The organism is Dyella lipolytica, assembly GCF_030160075.1.
In the GTDB taxonomy this organism is placed as follows: domain Bacteria; phylum Pseudomonadota; class Gammaproteobacteria; order Xanthomonadales; family Rhodanobacteraceae; genus Dyella_B; species Dyella_B lipolytica.
On sequence record NZ_BSNQ01000001.1, the window covers coordinates 90,822 to 111,467 of the forward strand.

General features: G+C 60.7%; 13 protein-coding genes. 8 read left to right on the forward strand and 5 right to left on the reverse strand.

Annotated features, from left to right (window positions below; genetic code table 11):
• The first annotated feature begins 315 nt into the window (after positions 1-315).
• The 4 genes from QQL64_RS00410 (at position 316) to QQL64_RS00425 (ending at position 3,655) form a co-directional block, all read left to right on the forward strand.
• Complete coding sequence (locus tag QQL64_RS00410) at positions 316-1,341, forward strand: LacI family DNA-binding transcriptional regulator (protein WP_284395051.1); 1,026 nt, start codon at positions 316-318, stop codon at positions 1,339-1,341.
• A 128-nt stretch (positions 1,342-1,469) separates the two neighbouring features.
• Positions 1,470-1,880: a VOC family protein gene (locus QQL64_RS00415; RefSeq protein WP_284394969.1), complete on the forward strand. Its 411-nt coding sequence runs from the start codon at positions 1,470-1,472 to the stop codon at positions 1,878-1,880.
• Positions 1,881-1,908: 28 nt separating this feature from the next.
• Positions 1,909-2,322, forward strand: coding sequence for a YciI family protein (locus QQL64_RS00420; RefSeq protein WP_284394971.1), 414 nt, complete (start codon positions 1,909-1,911; stop codon positions 2,320-2,322).
• A gap of 52 nt (positions 2,323-2,374) precedes the next feature.
• The gene (locus QQL64_RS00425; protein WP_284394973.1) at positions 2,375-3,655 is read left to right on the forward strand and encodes an RNA polymerase sigma factor; all 1,281 of its coding nucleotides are present in this window, start codon (positions 2,375-2,377) and stop codon (positions 3,653-3,655) included.
• On the opposite strand, the gene QQL64_RS00430 is transcribed toward QQL64_RS00425, so the two are convergent.
• The 5 genes from QQL64_RS00430 to QQL64_RS00450 form a co-directional block, all read right to left on the reverse strand.
• Positions 3,646-5,133 (reverse strand): MFS transporter, encoded by a 1,488-nt coding sequence (locus QQL64_RS00430; protein ID WP_284394975.1) that lies wholly within the window; start codon positions 5,131-5,133, stop codon positions 3,646-3,648. The genes QQL64_RS00425 and QQL64_RS00430 overlap by 10 nt on opposite strands.
• The gene (locus tag QQL64_RS00435) at positions 5,130-7,310 is read right to left on the reverse strand and encodes an MGH1-like glycoside hydrolase domain-containing protein (RefSeq protein WP_284394977.1); all 2,181 of its coding nucleotides are present in this window, start codon (positions 7,308-7,310) and stop codon (positions 5,130-5,132) included. Before QQL64_RS00435 ends, QQL64_RS00430 begins: the two co-directional genes overlap by 4 nt.
• 30 nt (positions 7,311-7,340) lie before the next feature.
• Positions 7,341-9,701, reverse strand: coding sequence for a TIM-barrel domain-containing protein (locus QQL64_RS00440; RefSeq protein ID WP_284394978.1), 2,361 nt, complete (start codon positions 9,699-9,701; stop codon positions 7,341-7,343).
• 25 nt (positions 9,702-9,726) lie between these two features.
• Positions 9,727-11,301 (reverse strand): alpha-amylase family glycosyl hydrolase, encoded by a 1,575-nt coding sequence (locus tag QQL64_RS00445; protein WP_284394979.1) that lies wholly within the window; start codon positions 11,299-11,301, stop codon positions 9,727-9,729.
• 191 nt (positions 11,302-11,492) lie between these two features.
• A complete protein-coding gene (locus QQL64_RS00450; RefSeq protein WP_284394980.1) occupies positions 11,493-14,369 on the reverse strand; it encodes a TonB-dependent receptor in 2,877 nt (958 codons plus the stop codon).
• A 458-nt stretch (positions 14,370-14,827) separates the two neighbouring features.
• Here QQL64_RS00450 and QQL64_RS00455 point away from each other — a divergent pair, with 458 nt between their 5' ends.
• From QQL64_RS00455 to QQL64_RS00470, 4 genes are all read left to right on the forward strand, one after another.
• Positions 14,828-16,453 (forward strand): alpha-glucosidase family protein, encoded by a 1,626-nt coding sequence (locus QQL64_RS00455; RefSeq protein WP_284394982.1) that lies wholly within the window; start codon positions 14,828-14,830, stop codon positions 16,451-16,453.
• A gap of 264 nt (positions 16,454-16,717) precedes the next feature.
• Positions 16,718-18,223: a hypothetical protein gene (locus QQL64_RS00460; RefSeq protein WP_284394984.1), complete on the forward strand. Its 1,506-nt coding sequence runs from the start codon at positions 16,718-16,720 to the stop codon at positions 18,221-18,223.
• Positions 18,224-18,338: 115 nt separating this feature from the next.
• Positions 18,339-19,133, forward strand: a complete 795-nt coding sequence (locus QQL64_RS00465; protein WP_284394986.1) for a TOBE domain-containing protein — start codon at positions 18,339-18,341, stop codon at positions 19,131-19,133.
• A gap of 162 nt (positions 19,134-19,295) precedes the next feature.
• Positions 19,296-20,627 (forward strand): hypothetical protein, encoded by a 1,332-nt coding sequence (locus QQL64_RS00470; protein WP_284394988.1) that lies wholly within the window; start codon positions 19,296-19,298, stop codon positions 20,625-20,627.
• Positions 20,628-20,646 lie beyond the last annotated feature (19 nt).

Genomic DNA, 20,646 nt, shown 5'->3' on the forward strand with positions numbered 1-20,646 from the left:
GGTGATTTGCACATGAATCGCGGCTGACCAAACCCGGCGTTTCGGCCTGTCACATGCAACTTTCGCGCTAAGCCGTGTTCCAAGACTACGGATGCACGCAACGGCATCCCCGTGGCGCCCACCTCCCTGGGTAGCCATCCGGAATCGGACCTCTCCCCTGGGTTCCGATTCCACCGGCCCCGAGGACTCCCCCTAAGTTCTCGGGGCTTTTTCTTGCTCCGCGTCAGGACAGATGACAGGCCAACCGTTAGGATGGCGTTATGGGACAGCTGCCGCTCGCCAGCCGTCCAAGCAAAGAGTTGCCCAGCAGTGCAAATCAAAGGGAAAGCCACCTCTTTCGACATCGCCCACCTGACCGGGGTTTCGCAATCCACGGTCTCGCGTGCGTTGCGTGGCAGCCCGTTGGTCAGCGAGGAAACACGCCAACGCATCAAAGCGGCGGCGGATCAGCTCAATTACAAGGTGGACAAGAACGCCTCGAACCTGCGCTCGCAGCATTCGGGCACGCTGGCGTTGCTGTTGTTCGAAGATCCCACCGCAGACGACTCGCACATCAACCCGTTCTTTCTTTCCATGCTCGGGTCGATCACCCGCGCCTGCGCCTTGCGCGGTTACGATCTGCTGATTTCCTTTCAGCAGCTGTCCTATGACTGGCATGCCGACTACGCCGATACCAAAAAGGCCGACGGCATCATCCTGCTCGGCTACGGCGACTACCTCGCCTATATCGACAAGCTGCAGAAGCTGGCCGCCCAGGGCACCCGCTCCGTGCGCTGGGGCGCCGTGTTGCCGGATCAGCCGGATGTCTCCATCGGCTGCGACAATTTCCAGGGCGGCCACGCGGTGGCCACGCATCTATTCGAACAGGGTTGTCGGCGCATCGCCTTCCTCGGCGACGCATCCAGCCACTATCCGGAATTCTTCGAACGCTACCGCGGTTATGCCGCTGCCTTGCAGGAAGTGGGTTTAGCAGCCGACTCGGCTTTGCAGGTCGATGCTGCAGAAAGCACCGAACAATCCGGCTATGCCGCCATGGAGACGCTGCTCGAACGCGACGTGCCGTTCGATGCCGTATTTGCCGCCAGCGACCTTATCGCCATCGGCGCCATGCGCGCGCTCGCCAACCACGGCATCAAGGTGCCTGAGCAGGTCGCCGTTGCGGGCTTCGATGATATTCCGATGGCGCGCTTCCTCAACCCGCCGCTGACTACCGTGCTGCAGGACACCAAGCTCGCCGGCGAGACGCTGGTCGATAATCTGCTGCAACTGATCCGCCGCGAACCGGTCGAGACGCAGCTGCTGCCAGTGAAGCTGGTCGTACGTCGCTCTACGCAGCGCTAAACTTACGTCCCTAAAAATCGTGATCTCATGTCGATTCCGGCATTCCTGGTTCGTCTCCATTCCAGTGACCCGGAAAACTAAGCCGTACACCGGGCCTCCTTAGCTTTTATTCGTCACGGAGAATTCACATGTACACCCAGCCCTATCTGTTTTTCGGTGGTCGTTGCGAGGAAGCCATCCAGTATTACCAGAAGCACCTCGGCGCCAAGGTCAACATGCAGATGCGCTACAAGGAAGCGCCTCCTGGCGATGGTCCGGCCGCAAACTACGACGGCGAAAAAATCATGTACAGCAACATCACCATCGGCGATTCCGTGCTGATGGCTTCCGATGATTGCGTCAATTCGGATACCAAGTTCCAAGGCTTTTCGCTGTCGCTCTCGGTGAGCGATACCGCAGAAGCCGACCGTGTGTACGCCGCGCTTGCCGATGGCGGCAAAGCGTGTGTACCGCTGAGCAAGACCTTCTTCTCCCCCTATTTCGGCATGGTGGTCGATCGCTTCGGCATGAGCTGGATGGTGATCATTCCTCAGCAGTAACCGTTATCGATATTCAGGAGACACCACAATGCGTTTCATGATGCTGATGCTTCCCGCCGGCTACGCCAAGGCCACGCCGGATACCCGACCCGATCCCGACGCCGTTGCAAAAATGATGGTGTACAACAAGTCGCTGCAGCAGGCTGGTGTGTTGCTTGCGCTGGATGGTTTGCATCCCGCATCGGCCGGTGCGCGTGTGACCACCGTCGACGGCAAGGTAAAAGTCAACGATGGCCCCTTCGCCGAAGCCAAGGAAGTCGTTGGCGGTTATTGGATGATCGACGTGAGCTCGCGCGACGAGGCGATTGCATGGGCGTCGCGCTGTCCACTGGCTGCCGGCGACACCATCGAAATCCGTCAGGTTTTCGAAATGGCGGATTTCCCGGCGGAAGTGCAGAAAGCAGCCGACGGTTTCCAAGATCCGCGACAAACCGCGGCATGATGCGTTGCGCTCCGTTTGCACCGCATCGATGCAAGTGCTGTGATCGGCGGCCATGATGGCCACCGACATCCATCGCACGGTCGAAGCGGTATGGCGCATCGAATCGCCGCGGCTTATCGCCGGTCTCGCGCGTATGGTGCGCGACGTCGGACTGGCCGAGGAACTGGCGCAGGATGCATTGGTCGCTGCACTCGAGCGTTGGCCGGAGAGCGGCGTACCGGACAACCCCGGTGCGTGGTTGATGACCACCGCCAAGCATCGAGCCATCGATCAGCTGCGTCGCAAAAAACTGATCGAACGCAAGCACGAAGCGCTCGCTCACGAACCAGAGTTCGCACCCGCGGACGGAGGGCTGGAGTTGGAAGCCATGCTCGATGACGACATTGGCGACGACCTGCTGCGGTTGATCTTCACCGCCTGCCACCCGGTGCTATCCGCCGAATCCCGCGCCGCGCTCACGCTGCGACTGATGGGTGGCTTGACGACCGACGAAATCGCACGTGCTTTTCTGGTGCCCGAACCCACCATCGCGCAACGCATTGTGCGTGCCAAGCGCACGCTTGCCGACAAGCAGATTCCGTTCGAAGTGCCGCGCGGCGAAGAGCGCGACGAACGACTCGCCTCCGTCCTGGAAGTGCTGTACCTGATCTTCAACGAAGGCTACGCCGCCACGTCCGGCGACGACTGGATGCGCCCGGAACTCTGCAGCGAAGCCATGCGCCTGGGCCGCGTACTCACCGGCCTCGCGCCGCAAGAACCGGAGGTGCTGGGCCTGCTGGCATTGATGGAAATACAGGCCTCACGTTTGCGCGCGCGCACCACATCCAACGGCGAGCCTATTCTGCTGCCGGACCAGGACCGCAGTCGCTGGGATCCTCTGCTGATCCGGCGCGGATTGGCCGCGTTGGAACGCATCGAAAAACTCGGTGGCACCACCGGCCCTTACGCACTACAAGCCGCCATCGCCGCCTGCCACGCGCGCGCGCGCACCGCCGATGCCACCGACTGGCCGCGCATTGCCGCGCTCTATGCCGCACTAGCGCTTGTGATGCCCTCGCCGGTCGTCGAACTCAATCGCGCCGTCGCCGTGGCCATGGCATCCGGCCCTGAAGCCGGCCTCGCACTGGTCGACGCGCTGGCCGACGAACCACTGCTGCGCAACTATCATTTATTACCTAGCGTGCGTGGCGATCTGCTTAGTCGCCTGCAACGCCATGACGAAGCACGCGATGAGTTCGAGCGTGCCGCATCGCTGGCGCGTAACACACGCGAGCGCAGCTTTTTGCAACAACGCGCCGCCGCCTGCGCCGATGCCGCGCGGTCTCAAGCCTGAGCAGCACCCGCAGCGACCACCGGCTCACTTACCCACAACACGCACAATCCCGCCACCAGCAGGCTCGCGCCGCCGAGCACAAGCGCCCAGATCGGCTGACCGTGAAAGAACACGCGCAACAGTACGCCCAGCACGCTGGCGGCGAGGAGTTGTGGAATCACCACGAAGAAATTGAAGATGCCCATGTACACGCCCATCTTCTCCGCCGGCAGATTGTCCGACAGCAACGCGTAGGGCAATGAAAGAATCGATGCCCACGCAATGCCCACGCCAACCATCGGTAACAGCAGCCAATGCGGATCGCGAATCAGCAGAAAAGCGACCAGACCCGCGCCGCCGAGCCACAGATTGATCAGATGGCTCATCCGCAATCCCCAACGGCGCACCATCAACGGAATCACCAGCGCTGCCAGCGCGGCAAAACCGTTGTAAGCGGCAAACAACACGCCTACCCAATTGGCGCCATTGTTGTAGGCCTCCGAATGCGGATCGGTGCTACCGAAGTGCACCTGGGCCACACCGGCGGTGGTGTAGATCCACATCGCGAACATCGCGAACCAGGAGAAAAACTGCACCACCGCCAGGCGACGCATCGCATCGGGCATGGTGTGCAGATCGGTCATCACTTGCGTGAACACGCCGTCACCATGTGTCACGCAGAGCCACAGCTGGGACAACCCGAAGGCTATGACACCGCCCGCCAGCAGATACAGCTCATGCTCCAGATGGTAGGTATGCACCAGCCACGCACCGACGATGCCGACGGCTAACCACAGCAGGCCATAGCGCAATGCGCTCGTTCGATCCACGGTCGCGTGCGTCGGCGCAGGCTCGTCGGCAAAGTCGCGCAGCTGTTCTGGCGGATATTCCCGGGTAGAAAACACCGTCCACAACACCGAAGCGAGCAATACCGCACCACCGATATAGAACGCATCGCGCACCGTGGCAGGAATGCCGCTCGGCCCTGCCACGTTACTCACGCCGCAACGCGCCAGAAGATACGGCAGCGACGACGCGACGACGGCGCCTACGCCGATGAAGAAACTCTGCATGGCGTAACCCAACGGCCGCTGGCCGGTCGGCAATTGATCGCCGACGAACGCGCGGAAGGGCTCCATCGACACGTTGATCGACGCGTCCATCATCCACAGCAGCGTCGCGGCGATCCACAGCGCACCTGAATTGGGCATCCACAACAGTGCCAGTGTGGTGAGCACTGCACCTGCCAGAAAGTAAGGGCGACGACGCCCCAACCGTCCCCAGGTACGATCGGAGGCATAGCCGATTAAAGGCTGCACGATCAGTCCGGTCAGCGGCGCGGCAATCCACAGCACCGGAATATCCGCCACGCTCGCACCGAGTGTCTGGAAAATGCGACTGACATTGGCATTCTGCAAGGCGAACGCAAACTGGATGCCTAGAAAGCCAAAGCACATGTTCCAGATCTGCCAGAACGACATGTCGGGTTTGCGATTCATGGCGCACCTGCTGTCGGTTCAATCAGCAGATCGCCGATGCGCGCATCGTTGAGCGGGCCGTCGACACCGCCTTTGCCACCGGTGTAGTGCGCAAAGTGGCTGAGATCGCTCATATTGAATCCCTGCTCCAGCTCGAAGCGACATACCTTGCCGGCCTTGGCTGTTACGACGCCGTAAGTGGACCGTTGCTCGCCAAGGCTGTGCGGCATCACGATGGGAACCCGTTGCGCTGCACTGCCATCGCAGTCCATCACTAGTATTTTCACCGCCGCGGTAATGCCGGTGTTGATCGGACCATGATTGTTCGCGTAACTGAGCGCTACGCGATAACGGCCGGAAACCGGTGGAGTCCATTGTCGCGGCCAATTTTCTGCAAGACGCGTAGGTTCGCCTGCGCAGATCGTCGGACTGTGCAACGATTCGAGGCCATTTGGAGCGATGCGCGTAGCGCTGACACAAGGTGGCGTCGCAACTTGAGCGATGTACGTGCTGCCATCGACAGCGCCGATGCGCTGCCCATCGGCATAGAGCACTACCTTGTCATCCACCTGCACGCGCCAACCCTTGTTGTCGGCTGTCACCGTCGGCGTAGCGGGCGATGCAGGCGCATAAAGTGGCGCATCGAGTCGCAACGGCATCGAGGGCGCGTTGATGGCCTTCAGCATGACCACTGTCTCAGTACCATGCTGGGTCACCCCATCCGCCACCAAAAGATTGCCGTGCAACGCGCGCGGACGACGCAACGTGATCGTGCGATCGGCCGTCTTCAGGCTGATACGGTCGCGATCGCCGAACAGCATCGGCACCAGCGATACCGGCAGCTTGGGTTCCACGCGGCCATCTTGCGTGAGGCCGAACACGCCTTCGCTCACCATGTCGAGGTAGGCAGCAACCGACCACAACTGACGCGGCGAATCGACCACCGGACCGCTGAGCTTGCCTTCGTCGACATGCGTCGATTGCGTCGTCAGCTCGTAGTTCTCCATGTTCGAACCGGACAACGCTGCACCACGCACGATCGAGCGCAACTCGTGTGCGATGCGCTCGGAATCGTCCACCGCTCGCGCGGCGCGCAATGCATACGCGCTGACGAATGGCCAGATCGCCCGGTTGTGATAGATCGGCTGGTCGGCACGCTCCGGCCAGATCACCGGACTGCCCGCCGGCCACGTCGGATAGTGAGCAAGCGCCTGTCGCGCACGATCGCCTTCGGCTACGCCACTGGTAATGGTCAGCGCGGTACCGAGCAGGTCGTAGGTGTCATAAGGCGTACCGTCGCCGCCGATGTAGCTCATGTACATGCCGCGATCCGCACGCCAGAAGCGCGCATTGATTGCAGTCTTCAAGGCGGCGGCCTGTTCCCTGTAGTCCGTTGCCTTGAGGGTATCGCCGCGCGCATCCGCCAGATGCGCCGCTAGCTGTAACGCCTGGTAATGCAGCACGTTAGTCGACAGCGCGTACGACTGCGCGATGAACATGACATTGTTGGCCGTCCAGGCCGGATAGGTTTGCTCGCGCCAGTCGAGGAAGGATGTCTCGCCGCGATATAAACCAACATTCGCATCGAAGACGTATTGACGATCCTGCGCCAACGTATCGCCCAAAGCGCGATACACATCGTCGGCAAATGCCTTGTCATCGAGCAGATGCTGCGCGCCAAGGAACCACACGATACGGTCGGTACTGATCGGCCAGCTGCCGCCCGAGCCGGTATCCTGCATCACATATAGGCCTTGCCGCAGCGAGGAATCGCGCACGTCCGACAACTTGAAATGCAAGCCGTTGCGCGCACGCAAAGGGTCGAATGCCCACAAGCCCAGGTCGATCGAATAAGACAGATCCCGCGTCCAGACATACGGCCATTTGGCACCGGTCTCGAAACAGGTGCACGGAATGGGTTGGCCATGATCGAACGCGCCATCGCGGATCGCGCTGACGGAGTCCTGCTTCAACTCGTCCTGCGCCATGGCAAAGAGTCCGTTGAACATGGCGCTGGCCGTATCTACGCGCAGGGGCTGGCCTTCGATATCGCGCCGTCCGAAGGGCCCGGTCAACGTGTAGCTTTCATGGGTAGTGGCATTCATGCGCACTTGCGCGCCACGCCAGAGAATCTCGTCGTGCCATGCGTCTGCGCTGCCTGCCGCAGCCAACGCCACCGTCATTACTACACTCAGCATGTGCGTTCCACGTACCGTCGAATCGGATGGCTATCGACCAAGTGTCACCTGCCTCACCTTGCCGGCGGCGAGCTTTAGCCAGGTAACCGGACCGTAGCGGTCGCTGCCGGTCGCCCATCCCTCGCCTGTCTTGGCAGCGTGCAACTCGGCCAGATCGGCATAGTGCTTCAGCGTGCCGCCATTGGTGCCGACGGTGCGCGGTGTGTCGCCATGAACTTTCACCAGGTAGTACTTCAATGCCGGTTTGAATGTGCCATGCGGCGCATCGATGCCGAACACAACGCCGTCACTGCTGCGCTGCGCGGTCAATCGCTGCGAAAAGAAAGCGCCGTGCTCGTAGGCATAGGTTTTGCCGTCATCATCGTAATAGTCGAAATGGCTGGCTTGCGCTGCAGGGAATACATCGACCGACAACTCGGTCACCGGATGCTCGCCGACGTAGTCCATGACCGGCTGCGTAGGGATGATCGCCCCTTCACGAATGAATAGCGGTATGTCGCTCCACGTTTTGCTATCGACGCCGTAGTGGATGGTCTGTCCACCCTGATACACCGTGCCTTTGAAATAATCGATCCACTGCCCTGCCGGCAGATAGATGTCCTTTGACGTTTGTCCTTTGGCGACAATCGGCGCTACCAGCAAGCTATCGCCGAACATCCAGGCGTCGACGTCATCGCGCACTTGTGGATCGCCGGGATAATCGAACAGCAAGGGGCGCACCAGTCCCACGCCTTCGGCGGTCGCCGCACGCTCGTAGCTGTAGATGTAGGGAATCAACGCATAGCGCAGGCGAATCGCATTGACCGCAGCCTGCTCGGCCACCGGCCCATACAGCCACGGTTGACGCTTTTCACCCAGGGCACCGTGCACGCGGAAAATCGGCACGAATGCACCGAATTCGATCCAGCGCGCGTAGTTCTCATCGTCCGGATGGCCTTTGAAGCCGCCGCCATCCATGCCCCATTTCATTTCACCGACATTGATGGCGCTGAGCATGCGTTGGCGTTGCGACGCCATGCTATCGAAACCGGTATCGATATCGCCCGACCACAAACCATAGGCATAGCGCTGCGCGCCGAGATAGAAATCGCGATTGATCGACCACACGCGGATCGGTGTGAACGCACGCTGCCCGTCGTACAGGGCACGCTGCATGTTGAGAAACTGGGTGTTGCTGTTCGTATCGTCCGCTTCGTCGTTCCACCAGCCAACGATGCCGGTGTCGAAGGCTTGCTTCAGGGCCGGCGTGAAGAACCATCTGCGTACACGCGCCTGATCGAAATCCAGCTCACCCACCGTCTTGAGCGAGAAGTAGTCCATGCTCTGCGGCCGGCTGGTCATCCAGAAACCGTGCTCCTGGGCATAACGGCCTTCGACAGTATCGACATGGATGCGCGGTTTCATGATGCCGGTCATATGCATGCCGAGTTGGCTCATCGCGGCTTTCAGCGCGCCGCTCGGACCATCCGGAAATTTCGTGGCGTTCCAGCGAAACTCGCCGTAGTTGTCATCGCCCCAGGCTTTCCAGTCGAAGTCGAAGGTGAAGTTGTCGATCGGAATATGCCGGCTGCGATAGCCATGGACGATGGCTTCGAATTCCGGCTGATCGATACCCCACTGGCTGTTGGTAAAGCCCATCGCCCACTTCGGGAACATCGGCGGTGGGCCGCTGAGATCGGCAAGCGCGGCGAAGATTTGCGGCGGCGTTCCCACCATCACGTCATAGCTGACGTCGTCGCGCGTGATCCCGCTGATCTGGATATTTCCGGCCAGCAGATCGAATTTGGCGCCCACGGCATCCACCAGCACGCCGTAACCACGGGTGCTCCACACGAAGGGCGCGCCGGCATAACCCTGCTCGCCTGCCTTGGCAATCTGCACACCGCTGCGCATCATCCCGTTTTTGGCGGGCTCGAAGGCGTCGTAGCTGCCGATGCCGTACAACGTATCGGCCGCGTCGTGCTGCAGATCGATATGGCCGTCCATCAGGGCGGAGGGGTCGGTCTGCAACAAGGTATGCCCTTGCGCATCGGCAATCGTCAGCGTTTTCGCGTGTTTGTCCCACGTGACAACTACGTCGCTGGTCGACACCGCCGCGCTGTCTGCGGTAGTGCTGACTCGCAGGTTCGATAACGTCCCGTGGATACCGGGCGGATCGATCACGATGCCCGGTGGCGTGTTCAGGCCGGCGGGCATCGCGTGAACCTGCAGCACATTCGGCGCCACAAAGCGCAAAGTGATGCGATCCTTACCGCGCACCAGATCGATGCCTTGAGGGCCTGCATCCTCTAGCTGGAATGAGGAGCCGCCAGGATTGGCGGGTGCCGCGTGGATGGGTAATGCGACCGTCAGTAGCAGGCCGCACAGGGCCAGATTACGCAGTGTTGTCATCCAACCATCCCTTCAGGCAGAAGCGTCAACGCAGGATCGCTGTGGCGTAGGGCGGCAAGCTCAACTGCCCGTGGGCGAACAAGATACCCGGTTTGCTTTGCAAGAGGACGGCGGCGACCTTCGAGCCGGCTCCGCTGTCCAGCGCCACGGTCCGTGTCTCGCGCGATAGGTTGTGCACTACCAGCACGTGAGATTGCGCGTCCTGCAGCGTATAGGCCAGCACATGGGGATCGGCAACCGGCACATTGTGCAATGCGCCATCACGCAGCGCGCTGACTCGCTCGCGCCAGCCGATCAGCTTGCGGTAAAGGTTGAGCAGCGAATTCGGATCGGCCTGCTCGGCCTCGACGGAGACCTGCGGGCCATCGCTGGTACTCCACGATTTCCAGCTGGCGACGCCGGGACCGGCACCATGGCGGTACCAGCGCATCGGCTCGCGGATGTTTTCGTCGGGCTTGGTGCCCTGCATGCCCAGCTCTTCGCCGTAGTAGATGAAGGGGTGGCCCGGCAGGGTAAGCAGCAGCGCGGCGGCGAGGCGCATATGCGACATATCGCCGTCGAGCTGACTCATCACGCGCTCCTGATCGTGGTTGCTCAGGAAGGGGGCATCGTCAAATTGGCCGTCGGCATGGGTGCGATATGCGACATACGTATATTCGAGCCCGCGGCCGATACCGAGATTGCGCTCTTGCCTCACGCTATCGATCAGCTGCGTGGCGAGCGGGAAATTGAACACCGTGTTCAAGGGGCCCATGTACGGCGTCAAATCGTCCGGATTCTGCCGCGCCACTTCGCCGACCAGCCAAACGTTCGGATCCACCGCTTGGAGCGCATGGCGGTATTCGGCCCACCACACCACGTTCTTCTTTAGCGCGACAGGGCTGTCCATGTCGGAGCGCAGATCGTCGTAGATATGCTGCGCAGCGTCGAGCCGGAAACCATCGACGCCCTGATGCAACCAGAACGTGCCCACATCGATCATGGCTTTGCGCACGTCCGGGTTGTCGTAGTTGAGATCCGGCATGGCGCTGGTAAACACGCCCACGTAGTACTGACCGTTCGGTGCACGATGCCAGGCGGGGCCGCCAGTGGCGCTGATCGCCTGCAGATCGCTATCGGGCTTGGCCCACACATACCAGTCGTGATGCGGATCCTTGGGATTCAGTGCGGCCTTGAACCACGGATGCCGATCGCTGGTGTGGTTGATCACCATGTCGATCACCACCTTGATGCCGCGCTTGTGCGCTTCATCGACCAGCTTTTTGAAATCCTGCATCGTGCCGTATTGCGGATTGATGCCTTCGTAATCGGTGATGTCGTAGCCGTGATAACTCGGCGAGGGGTTGATCGGCATCAGCCAGATGCCGCTGACGCCCAGCGACTTGATGTAATCGAGCTTGGCGGTGATGCCGTTGAGATCTCCTACACCGTTGCCTTTGCTGTCGTAGAAGGCACGGACGAAGATCTCGTAGTAAACGCCGGATGGTTGCACGGCAGCTTGCGTCGCCGAAGCGGCTTGCCCGGCATAAGCGGGAATGGTCGACAAAAACACCATCGCAGCAATCACGACGGTGCGAACGACCGCATAGAACCTTGGCATGGTGATCTCCCGGGTCAAGAATATCGTCGTCATGGCGTCGGCTGCGCAACGATGTCACGGCGCAGAACGCGTAGCGACTATGGCGAACCGGGCATCGCCTCGAAAAAAGACCCGGTTCCACAATCGTCAAATAGAACCGGGCTGGGGGGACCCGGCCGGACATCGCGACAGCGATGCCCGGCGCGGTTGGTTTAGAGCTTGAAGTTGAAGCCCAGATAGTTGGTGCGTCCGAAGTACTGGATCGTACCGGTCTGCTGAGGGTTGCCGCCGAAGTAGGTACGGGTCGGCTCATTGTTCATGTTCAGCATCTGATAAACGACGCTGAACTGACTGGTGATGTTGTACGAGGCCTGGAAGTCATACACGGTCTCGGAAGCGAACGTCACCAACTGGTTGTTCACCGCGATCTGCGTATCGGAGAGGAACGACGAGCGATGGTTCGCGGAGAAGCGCGCCGAGAACGTACCGTTGTCGTAGAACACCGCCGCACTTGCCACACGACGCGAGAGTCCAGGCAGACCGACATAGGTCGTCGGGCCACCGAGGTTGGTCGGGTTGCGCACCGTGCTCGACGTCACAGCCACGTTGGCATCGAAACCGATACCCGACCAGATACCCGGCAGGAAGTGGGTCTTGGTGAACGACGCTTCGAAACCGCGGATGTCGCCACCCTTGGCGTTGTAGGCGGTCTGGTATTCACCGTTCTGATACGGCACGCCGGTCGCCGGATTGGTCGGCACCACGATGCCGACGGAGGCGAAGTCGAAGTTGTTGTAGGTCACCTGCTGAACGAACGAGTCTACGTGCTTGAAGAAGACGCCGGCGGTCACCGCACCGGTGGAATCGTCGAAGTAGTGCTCGTAGTCCAGATCGTACTGCTGCGCACGCAGCGGATTCAGCAGCGGGCTCGTGCTGCCCCACACGTTGTACTGGCCGCTGGAAACCCACGAACCGGCGCCTGCGAGCATGGTGTCGATCGGCGGGCGCGACAGCACCTTCGATGCCGACAAACGGGTCTGATCTTGATCGGTCCAGTGGTAGATCAGGTTCATCGAGGGCAAGTAGTCGGTATACGTCTTACCGAGCTTGATCGGGGCGTAGTTGTAGCTGGTGAAGCCGTTGCCGTCGGTGATCGGAACGCCGGCATTGTTGCCCACTTCCTGCAGACCATAGCTGTACTGCGATTGGCGCGACACGCGGATGCCCGCATTGCCGGTCAGCTCATGGCCGAACAGCTGCGAATCGATGTCGGCCATGACGAACAGGTCGCGGGTCTTTTCGTTGACGGAGCCGCTCTGGATTTCCGACCAACTCTGATCGTTGATGTTCTTGACCGGGTTCGCCACGATGCCGTGCGCGGCAAGGATCCCCGGACCATTGAGGGTGAGGAAGCAGGGGAAGCCACTGAAGTTGCCCTTCCAGCAGGTGACCTTCGCGTCGGCCGCCGGAATGCTCAACGGCGGCTGGCCTGGAATGGGCGACGTGTTCCACTCCGAACCGTAGACGTAGACCTCGCGATCTGCGTTGTAGTTGTGGTTATTGACATACACGCCCGCTTCCAGCCCCGACAGCACGGGATTGTTCGGCAGGTCGTACTTCACGCTGGTACGGAAGGCTTTGTTCTTGTCGTGATAGATATACGGATACACACCGTAGCGCGACAGGCCCATGTCGTTGAGATTGGTATAGAGGCCCGGGTTGGCGACGGAGAAGTTGCCGATGTTGGTGCCCTTGAGCAGGAAGGTCGAGGACTGCGGTATCAGCTGCGGGTTGTTCGTGCCCAGACCGGTGTACGCATCGGCCGTAGTGTCGACGTTGATCTCGTTGCTCGAAGCGTGCGACAGCGACACATCGGTTTCGACGTGCCAGTTGTCGTGGTTCCACTTCATATTCAAGCCACCCGAGAACACGTTGGTGTTCGTCGTGTAGTTGTCGGCGGTGGTTTCGTTGGAGAACTGATTACCGCCAACGCCAGCCGGATTGCTGCTCGCCGTGCCACCGATCACCGTGCCCAGCGAGCTGAGCACCGGATTGGTGATCTGCGCGTTGTTGCCGTAGAAGTTCTGCGAACGGAAACCATAACCGAACGAGGAATTGTTGAACTTGGAGAAGAAGCTGTCCGCCGTAAGCTGCAGCTCATCGGTAGGACGCCACACCACCGTGCCCAGATAGCCGCGACGACGTTCTTCACCGCCGTTCTGCTGCAGCTGGACGCCCTCCGGCAGATAGGCTTTCTGCGTAGTGTTTTGATTCAACTGGTACAGACTGCCGTCGGACGCTTCGCCCACGAACTGCTCGGCCACGTGCGGCTGATACATATCCGCAAAGCCAAGACCAACGCCCAACGTGTTGTCGAGGAACTTGCCCTGGTAAGCGGCGCTCAGGCGATAGCCCATCGCATTGGCGCCCGACACATCGTGCGCCTGGCCGTCATAGCTGCCGCGCATGTCGACATTGAGCGTCGTGTCTTTGGTGGCCTCCAGCGGATTCGCCGTTTCCATCGCGATGGTGCCGGCCACGCCGCCTTCGATCAGCGACGCCTGCGAAGACTTGTATACCGTCGCCATGTTGATCAGCTCGGACGGATACTGATCGAACTGAATGTAGTTGCTGCCGCTGGTCGACGGCTGTTCGCGACCATCCAACGTGGTCTGGATGAAGTTGCCGGAAAGACCGCGGATGTTGATCTGCGATGCCTGGCCCGCAATGCGCTCGGCGGAAACACCGGGAAGACGAGTCAGCGAGTCAGCGATCGACTGATCCGGCAGACCGCCGATATCGTCCGACGTGATCACGTTCTGGATGGTGTCGGCGTAACGCTGATAGTCGATGGACTTCTCCACCGTCGCGTTGTAGCCGGTCACCGTGATTGCCGACAGGCTCTTGGCGAGCTGTTTTTCGTTTTTCTGATTGCCTGTCTGGCCGGTATCAGCCGTCGATGTGCTGGAACTGCTCGGACCGCTCGACGGCGCAGCGCTCGTCGTTGTTGTCTGAGCTTGCACGCCAAAGGCCATGCACAGACCGGTCGAAGCCAGAGCCATCACCAGCAGATTGCGCTTGAGTATCACGTGTTCCCCTCCCCCAAAAATTTTTGTAGTCGCGTCGTTTTTCATCGCTGGTCGCCATGGGACGGTCGTTCGACAGAACCTGGCAACTTCGCACGCGGACGGATTAAGGCCGGCGGCGTGAGCGGATGGTAGGGCGCGTTTTTCAAAGCAGACCACATCTTGCATACGTATTCATAACAACCCCCCTGGCGCATGCATCGCAGTGCAGCATGATGTTCACGCGACATCGCCGCACACCCGAAAACCCAGGGGGAAAACGCTCAATTATCGCATTTTTCCCGTAGGCGCGTCGCTGCAAACACAGCGCAGCAAATCGGCAAATGAATTTCTTATGACGCAACCGCAGCACGAATGAATACGTATGCAAACCCCTGCGATCCGGCGCAAGCCTACGGCTAAGCTGCACACCGTTCGCTGCGGAGGGCTATGGAAGCTGTCCGCTTACAGTGGGGTTTTCGATGATCGATGCATCCTGGTGGCGCGGCGCCGTCATCTACCAGATCTATCCACGTAGCTTTCTCGACACCAACGGCGACGGGGTGGGCGATCTGCCGGGCATCATCCAGCGCCTGGACTACGTGGCGAGCCTGGGCGTGGACGCGATCTGGATTGCGCCGTTCTTCCGCTCGCCGATGGCGGATTTCGGCTACGACATCGCCGATTACCGCGACGTGGACCCGCTGTTCGGCACGCTCGAGGACTTCGACCGACTGCTCGCCAAGGCGCACAGCCTGGGCCTGAAGGTAATGATCGATCAGGTGCTCAGCCACACCTCCGACCAGCACGCCTGGTTCAAGGCCAGCCGCGAGAGTCAGGACAACGCCAAGTCCGACTGGTACGTATGGGCCGATGCCAAACCCGATGGCAGCGCACCGAACAACTGGCTGTCGATCTTCGGCGGCTCGGCCTGGAAATGGGAGCCGCGTCGCGGCCAGTACTACCTGCACAATTTTCTTTCCTCGCAACCGGATCTCAATTTCCACAACCCGGACGTACGCGCGGCGGTGCTCGATAACGTGCGCTTCTGGTTGGAGAAAGGCGTGGATGGCTTGCGCCTGGATGCGATCAACTTCTGCTTCCACGATCGGCAGCTGCGCGACAACCCGCCCAAACCGAAGGAAAAACGCGTTGGCCGCGGCTTCAGCGCCGACAATCCGTACGCATTTCAGTACCACCTGTACAACAACACGCAGCCGGAAAACCTGGATTTTCTCGGCGAATTACGCCATCTGCTCGATCGCTATCCGACAGCCGTAACGCTGGGCGAAATCTCCTCGGAGGATTCGCTGGCAACGATGGCCGAGTACACGCGCAGCCATCGTTTGCACATGGGCTACAGCTTCGAATTGCTCAGCAGCGATTTCAGCGCCGCGTACATCCGTCACACGGTGGAACAGCTCGAAACGCAGATGCACGAAGGGTGGCCATGCTGGGCCATTTCCAATCACGACGTGGAGCGCGTACTCACCCGCTGGGGTAACGGCAACGCCTCGCCGCACCTCGCAAACCTGCTGACTGCCATGGTGTGCTCGCTGCGCGGCTCGGTGTGTGTGTACCAGGGCGAAGAACTGGGACTGACCGAAGCCGAGGTGCCTTTCGAATCGCTGCGCGATCCCTACGGCATCGCGTTCTGGCCGAATTTCAAGGGACGCGACGGATGCCGCACACCCATGCCGTGGGACGATGGCACATTCGCCGGTTTCAGCCAGGCCGATCCGTGGCTGCCGATCGACGAGACGCACAAGGCGCGCGCGGTCGCCCATCAGGAAGCCAACCCGGATTCCGTGCTGCAAGGCTTTCGCCGCTTCATGCAATGGCGCTCTGCGCAGCCGGCATTGCGCTGGGGCGATATCCGTTTCCTCGACACGCCCGAGCCAGTGCTCGCCTTCGTCCGCAGCCACGAGGGCGAAAAAGTGTTGGCCGTGTTCAACCTAGGCAAGCACGCGATCGATCTCGACCTGGCGCTGCCGAAGCTCGACGCCGCGCGTCCGCTCGCTAGCCACGGCCTGCTGCAGGGCTCGATCGATGGCCATCGACTAAGCATGCCCGGCCATAGCGTGCTGTTTGCACGGCTTGTTGACTGATCAAAAGTCCCTGGCGACGCGTCCGGTCTCCTCCGACAACCCCTCGTTTTAGCAGCAAAAAACGGCCCGCATGGCGTAAGTCATGCTCCAGGCCCGAGAACAAGGCCGAAATCTGCGCGATAATGACGCGCCCGCCCTGTCCATGTACTGTGCACCCCCACACGTACCACGCCCCGTCGCGACGCAGGCGGCATTCCCTTGCGCTTAGTACGTGAATGAATATCGCGTCGGCATGGGCCCCGAATTGACCGAGGAATACTTGTTTTGAAGACAGCGAACGAGACGGCAGCACAGCGGCGTAACCCTGGCGTGAGCGGCATGAGCCTGTACGTACCCCAGCCCCGCGTGCCACTGCGCGACTGGTGCGAGTGGACCGGCAACTCCTGGGACAAAGTCCAAGCCGTCGTCGGCCGCAGCTTCCGTCGCCCCGCGCCGTATGAAGACGTCTACACCATGGCCGCCACCGCGGTGCTGCGGCTGATCCGTAACTACAACATCGACCCGCGCCAGATCGGCCAGCTCGCGCTCGGCACCGAGAGCAGCAAGGACAATTCCGCCGGCGCCGTGATAGTGCGCGGCATGGTCGACCGCGAGCTGGAACGACTGGGGCTGCCGCGCCTCTCTCGCCAGCTCGAAGTGCCGGAGTTCAAGCACGCCTGCCTCGGCGGCGTCTACGCGCTGAAGAGCGCGCTGCGCTATGTCGCCTTCGACGCCCAGGGCCGGCAGGCCATCGTGGTGTGCAGCGATATCGCCGAATACGAACGCGGCTCCACCGGTGAGCAGACCCAAGGCGCCGGCGCCGTCGCCATGCTGGTGGACGCCGATCCGAAACTGTTCGAAGTGGATCTGGCCCACGCCGGTAGCGCGTCCGACTATCGCGGCCCGGATTTCCGCAAACCCTTCGCGCGCCATTTCGATCAGGAATACGCCGAGCGCGGCAAGCGCCTGCACGACTTTCCGATCTTCAGCGGCAAGTACTCCACCTTCGCCTACCTCGACGAAACAGGGCAGGCTTTCGAGGCGATGCTCGAACGCCTCGGCGTCTCCGGTAGCGACTTCCTTGCCTCTGTGGATGGCATGTTCTTCCATCGCCCGTACCACATGATGCCGCTGCAAGCGCTGGCCTTTATCTATGCGCGCGCACTGGCGCACGCACCGCAACCGAATGCCGAATTCCAGGCGCTGTGCGAACAGGCCGGCATCTCGGCGGAAGGCGTCATCGAAGAGTGCCGCAACGAGCCGGATTTGTTCGGCGAATTCATCCGCCTCGGCAGCAACGCCGATGCCGCGCAAGAACCGCATCCGCTCACCACCAAGCTCGCCGGCATCGTGCGCAAGAGCCCCGCGTTCCAGACCCTGCTGTCCACTCGCGTGAAGCTGGGCACCGATTGGGCGATGGAACTGGGCAACCTGTACACCGCCGCGTTGCCGGCGTGGATTGCCGCCGGCTTCGAACAGGCGCTGGACCAGGGCACCGAGCTGTCGAATGCCACACTGGTCGCCATCGGCTATGGCAGCGGCGACGCCGCCGAAGCCATTCCGCTCAAGGTAGTGCCTGAATGGCGCGAAGCGGCCGGCAAGATCGGCTTCCGCGATGCGCTCGCCGCCTCGACCGACCTCTCCCGCCAGCAATACGAAGCCCTGCACGACGGCAAGCACATCGAACTCGACTGCCCGCCGCGCGACCAGTTCGTCATCGCACGCACCGGCAGCACGTATGAGGTGAGCTTCCAGGATCTCGGTGTCGATTACTACGACTTCGTAGGTTGATCCAGGGGCGATGGGGCAGCCTTGCGTTGCCTCCATCGTGCCGCCAGACACTTTGACGCCGGCACTCGCTAGACTCGTCCCGTCGTGATGGCAAAACCACGGGGCGGCGGCGACCATGTTCAAGCTCAAGGGTGTCCTTTCGCTTCAAGCCGATGGCCACGCACTAGGCGGCGCGGATCGCATCGCGCTGCTGTCCAAGATCGGTGAAACGGGATCGATTACCGCCGCCGCGCGTGCCATGGGCATGAGTTACAAGGGCGCATGGGATGCTATCGACGCCATGAATAACTTGGCGGACGAACCCTTGGTGACGCGCGTGACCGGCGGCAAAGGCGGTGGCGGCACGCATCTGACCGAACGCGGTCAACGCCTGGTCGAAGCGTTTGCCGCACTGGAAGATATTCAGCTGCGTTTCCTCGAACAATTCGAGACCTTGGCCGATGCCTCGGCCACCGACATCAAACTGTTAAGGAGCCTTATGTTCCGAACCAGTGCACGCAATCAGCTCTCCGGCCGCGTGGTCGTGATTCACAAGGGCGCCGTCAACGACACCGTCGAGCTGGAACTGCCCGGCGGCGAGCGCGTGGTCGCCATGCTCACCAGCGAAAGCACGCAAGATCTGGGGCTGGAAGTCGGCACCGAGGCCATTGCGCTGATCAAAGCCTCGTCGGTACTGGTAGGTCTTCCCGACAACGGCATGCGGCTGTCAGCACGTAACCAGTTTGCCGGCACGGTGACCCAGGTGACACTGGGAGCGGTGAATGCGGATGTGCGTATCCGCCTTGCGGGCGGCAGCGTGATGACCGCCATCGTGACGGTGGAAAGCGCGTCCTCGCTGGGGTTGGAGGAAGGGGTGGCGGTCGTCGCGATCGTCAAGGCGTCCAGCGTCATCCTCGGCACGACCCGCTAAAGCATCGCGGGCAAACCTACCTTTGGAAACGGCCTCGGCCCTATTCTTCGCGGCAAACCGTCATATACTCGAACTTATAACGCTCAGAACAGACGTGGGCGTTGCTGGATCCGCTGCTTTTCGGAAGCGGCGCACGGGGTTCACTCACGGGGAAAAATCCGCATGATGAAGAAATGCATGATGGCCGCCGCGACACTGGGGCTCGCCGTAGCCAGCGTTGCCGCGCAAGCGGACGACTATGGCTTGAATGACATCTTCACGAACGGTCACGTGGATGGCGATCTTCGCCTCTACAACTTCAATCGCCTTTACGAGAGCAAGACCACACCTAACGCGAGCGCGTTTTCCGTCGCGGCGCTGATCAATGCGCAAACGGGAACGTTCTTCGGCGGCTTCAGCATCGGCGGGTCGTTCGCGACCGCCAACTCGTTCGGTACGCATTCCGATACGCTGACGAAAATCGACACCACGCTCGCCGGGCCGACCAACTCCATCGGTACATTCAGCCAAGCGTATCTGCAATACCAGAACAACATGTTCCTGTTTCGCGGCGGTTATCAATATCTCGCCAACGATCCGTGGATGGGTAACAACGATTCGCGCATCATCCCGTCGTCGTACAACGCACTGCTGGTGCAAGTCACACCGCTGACCGGATGGAATCTCTTTGGGATTCGCGAGTACAGCTGGAAGAGCCGCACGTCATTTGGCATGTATTCGGACAACCTGTACTACCCGTCCAAGTACGACGGCGATTCGATGTACGGTAACAATGGTTCGCTGCCGCTCCATTCGCGATCCGCGCCCGGCACCTGGGAGGGCGGTACCACCTATGTCAAAGGCGGACTCAACGCACAGCTGCGGTATTACGATTTCCTGAACTTTGCGCGCACTGTTTATGCAGCGGGTAGCTACGTTATCGACACCGATACGGGTTTTAATCCCGTCATCGGCGCTCAGTACCTCACGCAGAACGACGGCTCGGACAACCGCTTCACGGAGAACGACACTAAATTGTTCGGTGTCGCCGGTGATCGCGTCAAAAGCCAGGCTATCGGCGGCGATATCGGTGTCGTGATACCTGACGGCCGCTTCGATATTTTCTACAACAAGGTGGCGCGCGAGGACGGCGCGGTGGGAGGCGGCGCGCTGATTTCGCCCTACACGACGAACTACGGCACGGATCCGCTGTTCACCACCTCGATGATCCGTGGTCTGGTCGAAGCCGGTCCCGGTCGTGCCTGGAAAGGCAAGTTCACCTACGACCTGTTCGACAAAAAGTTGGAACTCACCGCGGCCTACGCCAAATACATGACCGATTTTCGTGGCAAAAGCCACGATCTTTACTTCGACGTGATCTATCACCTGGACGGCTACCTGCGCGGACTGACCCTGCGTGACCGTTGGGAACTGTCCAACGGCGGCATCGACAACCTCAATCCGACCAACCAGACGTTCGTCTACAACCGCCTGATGATCGACTACAAATTCTGATCGCAGACGTTTCATGAAA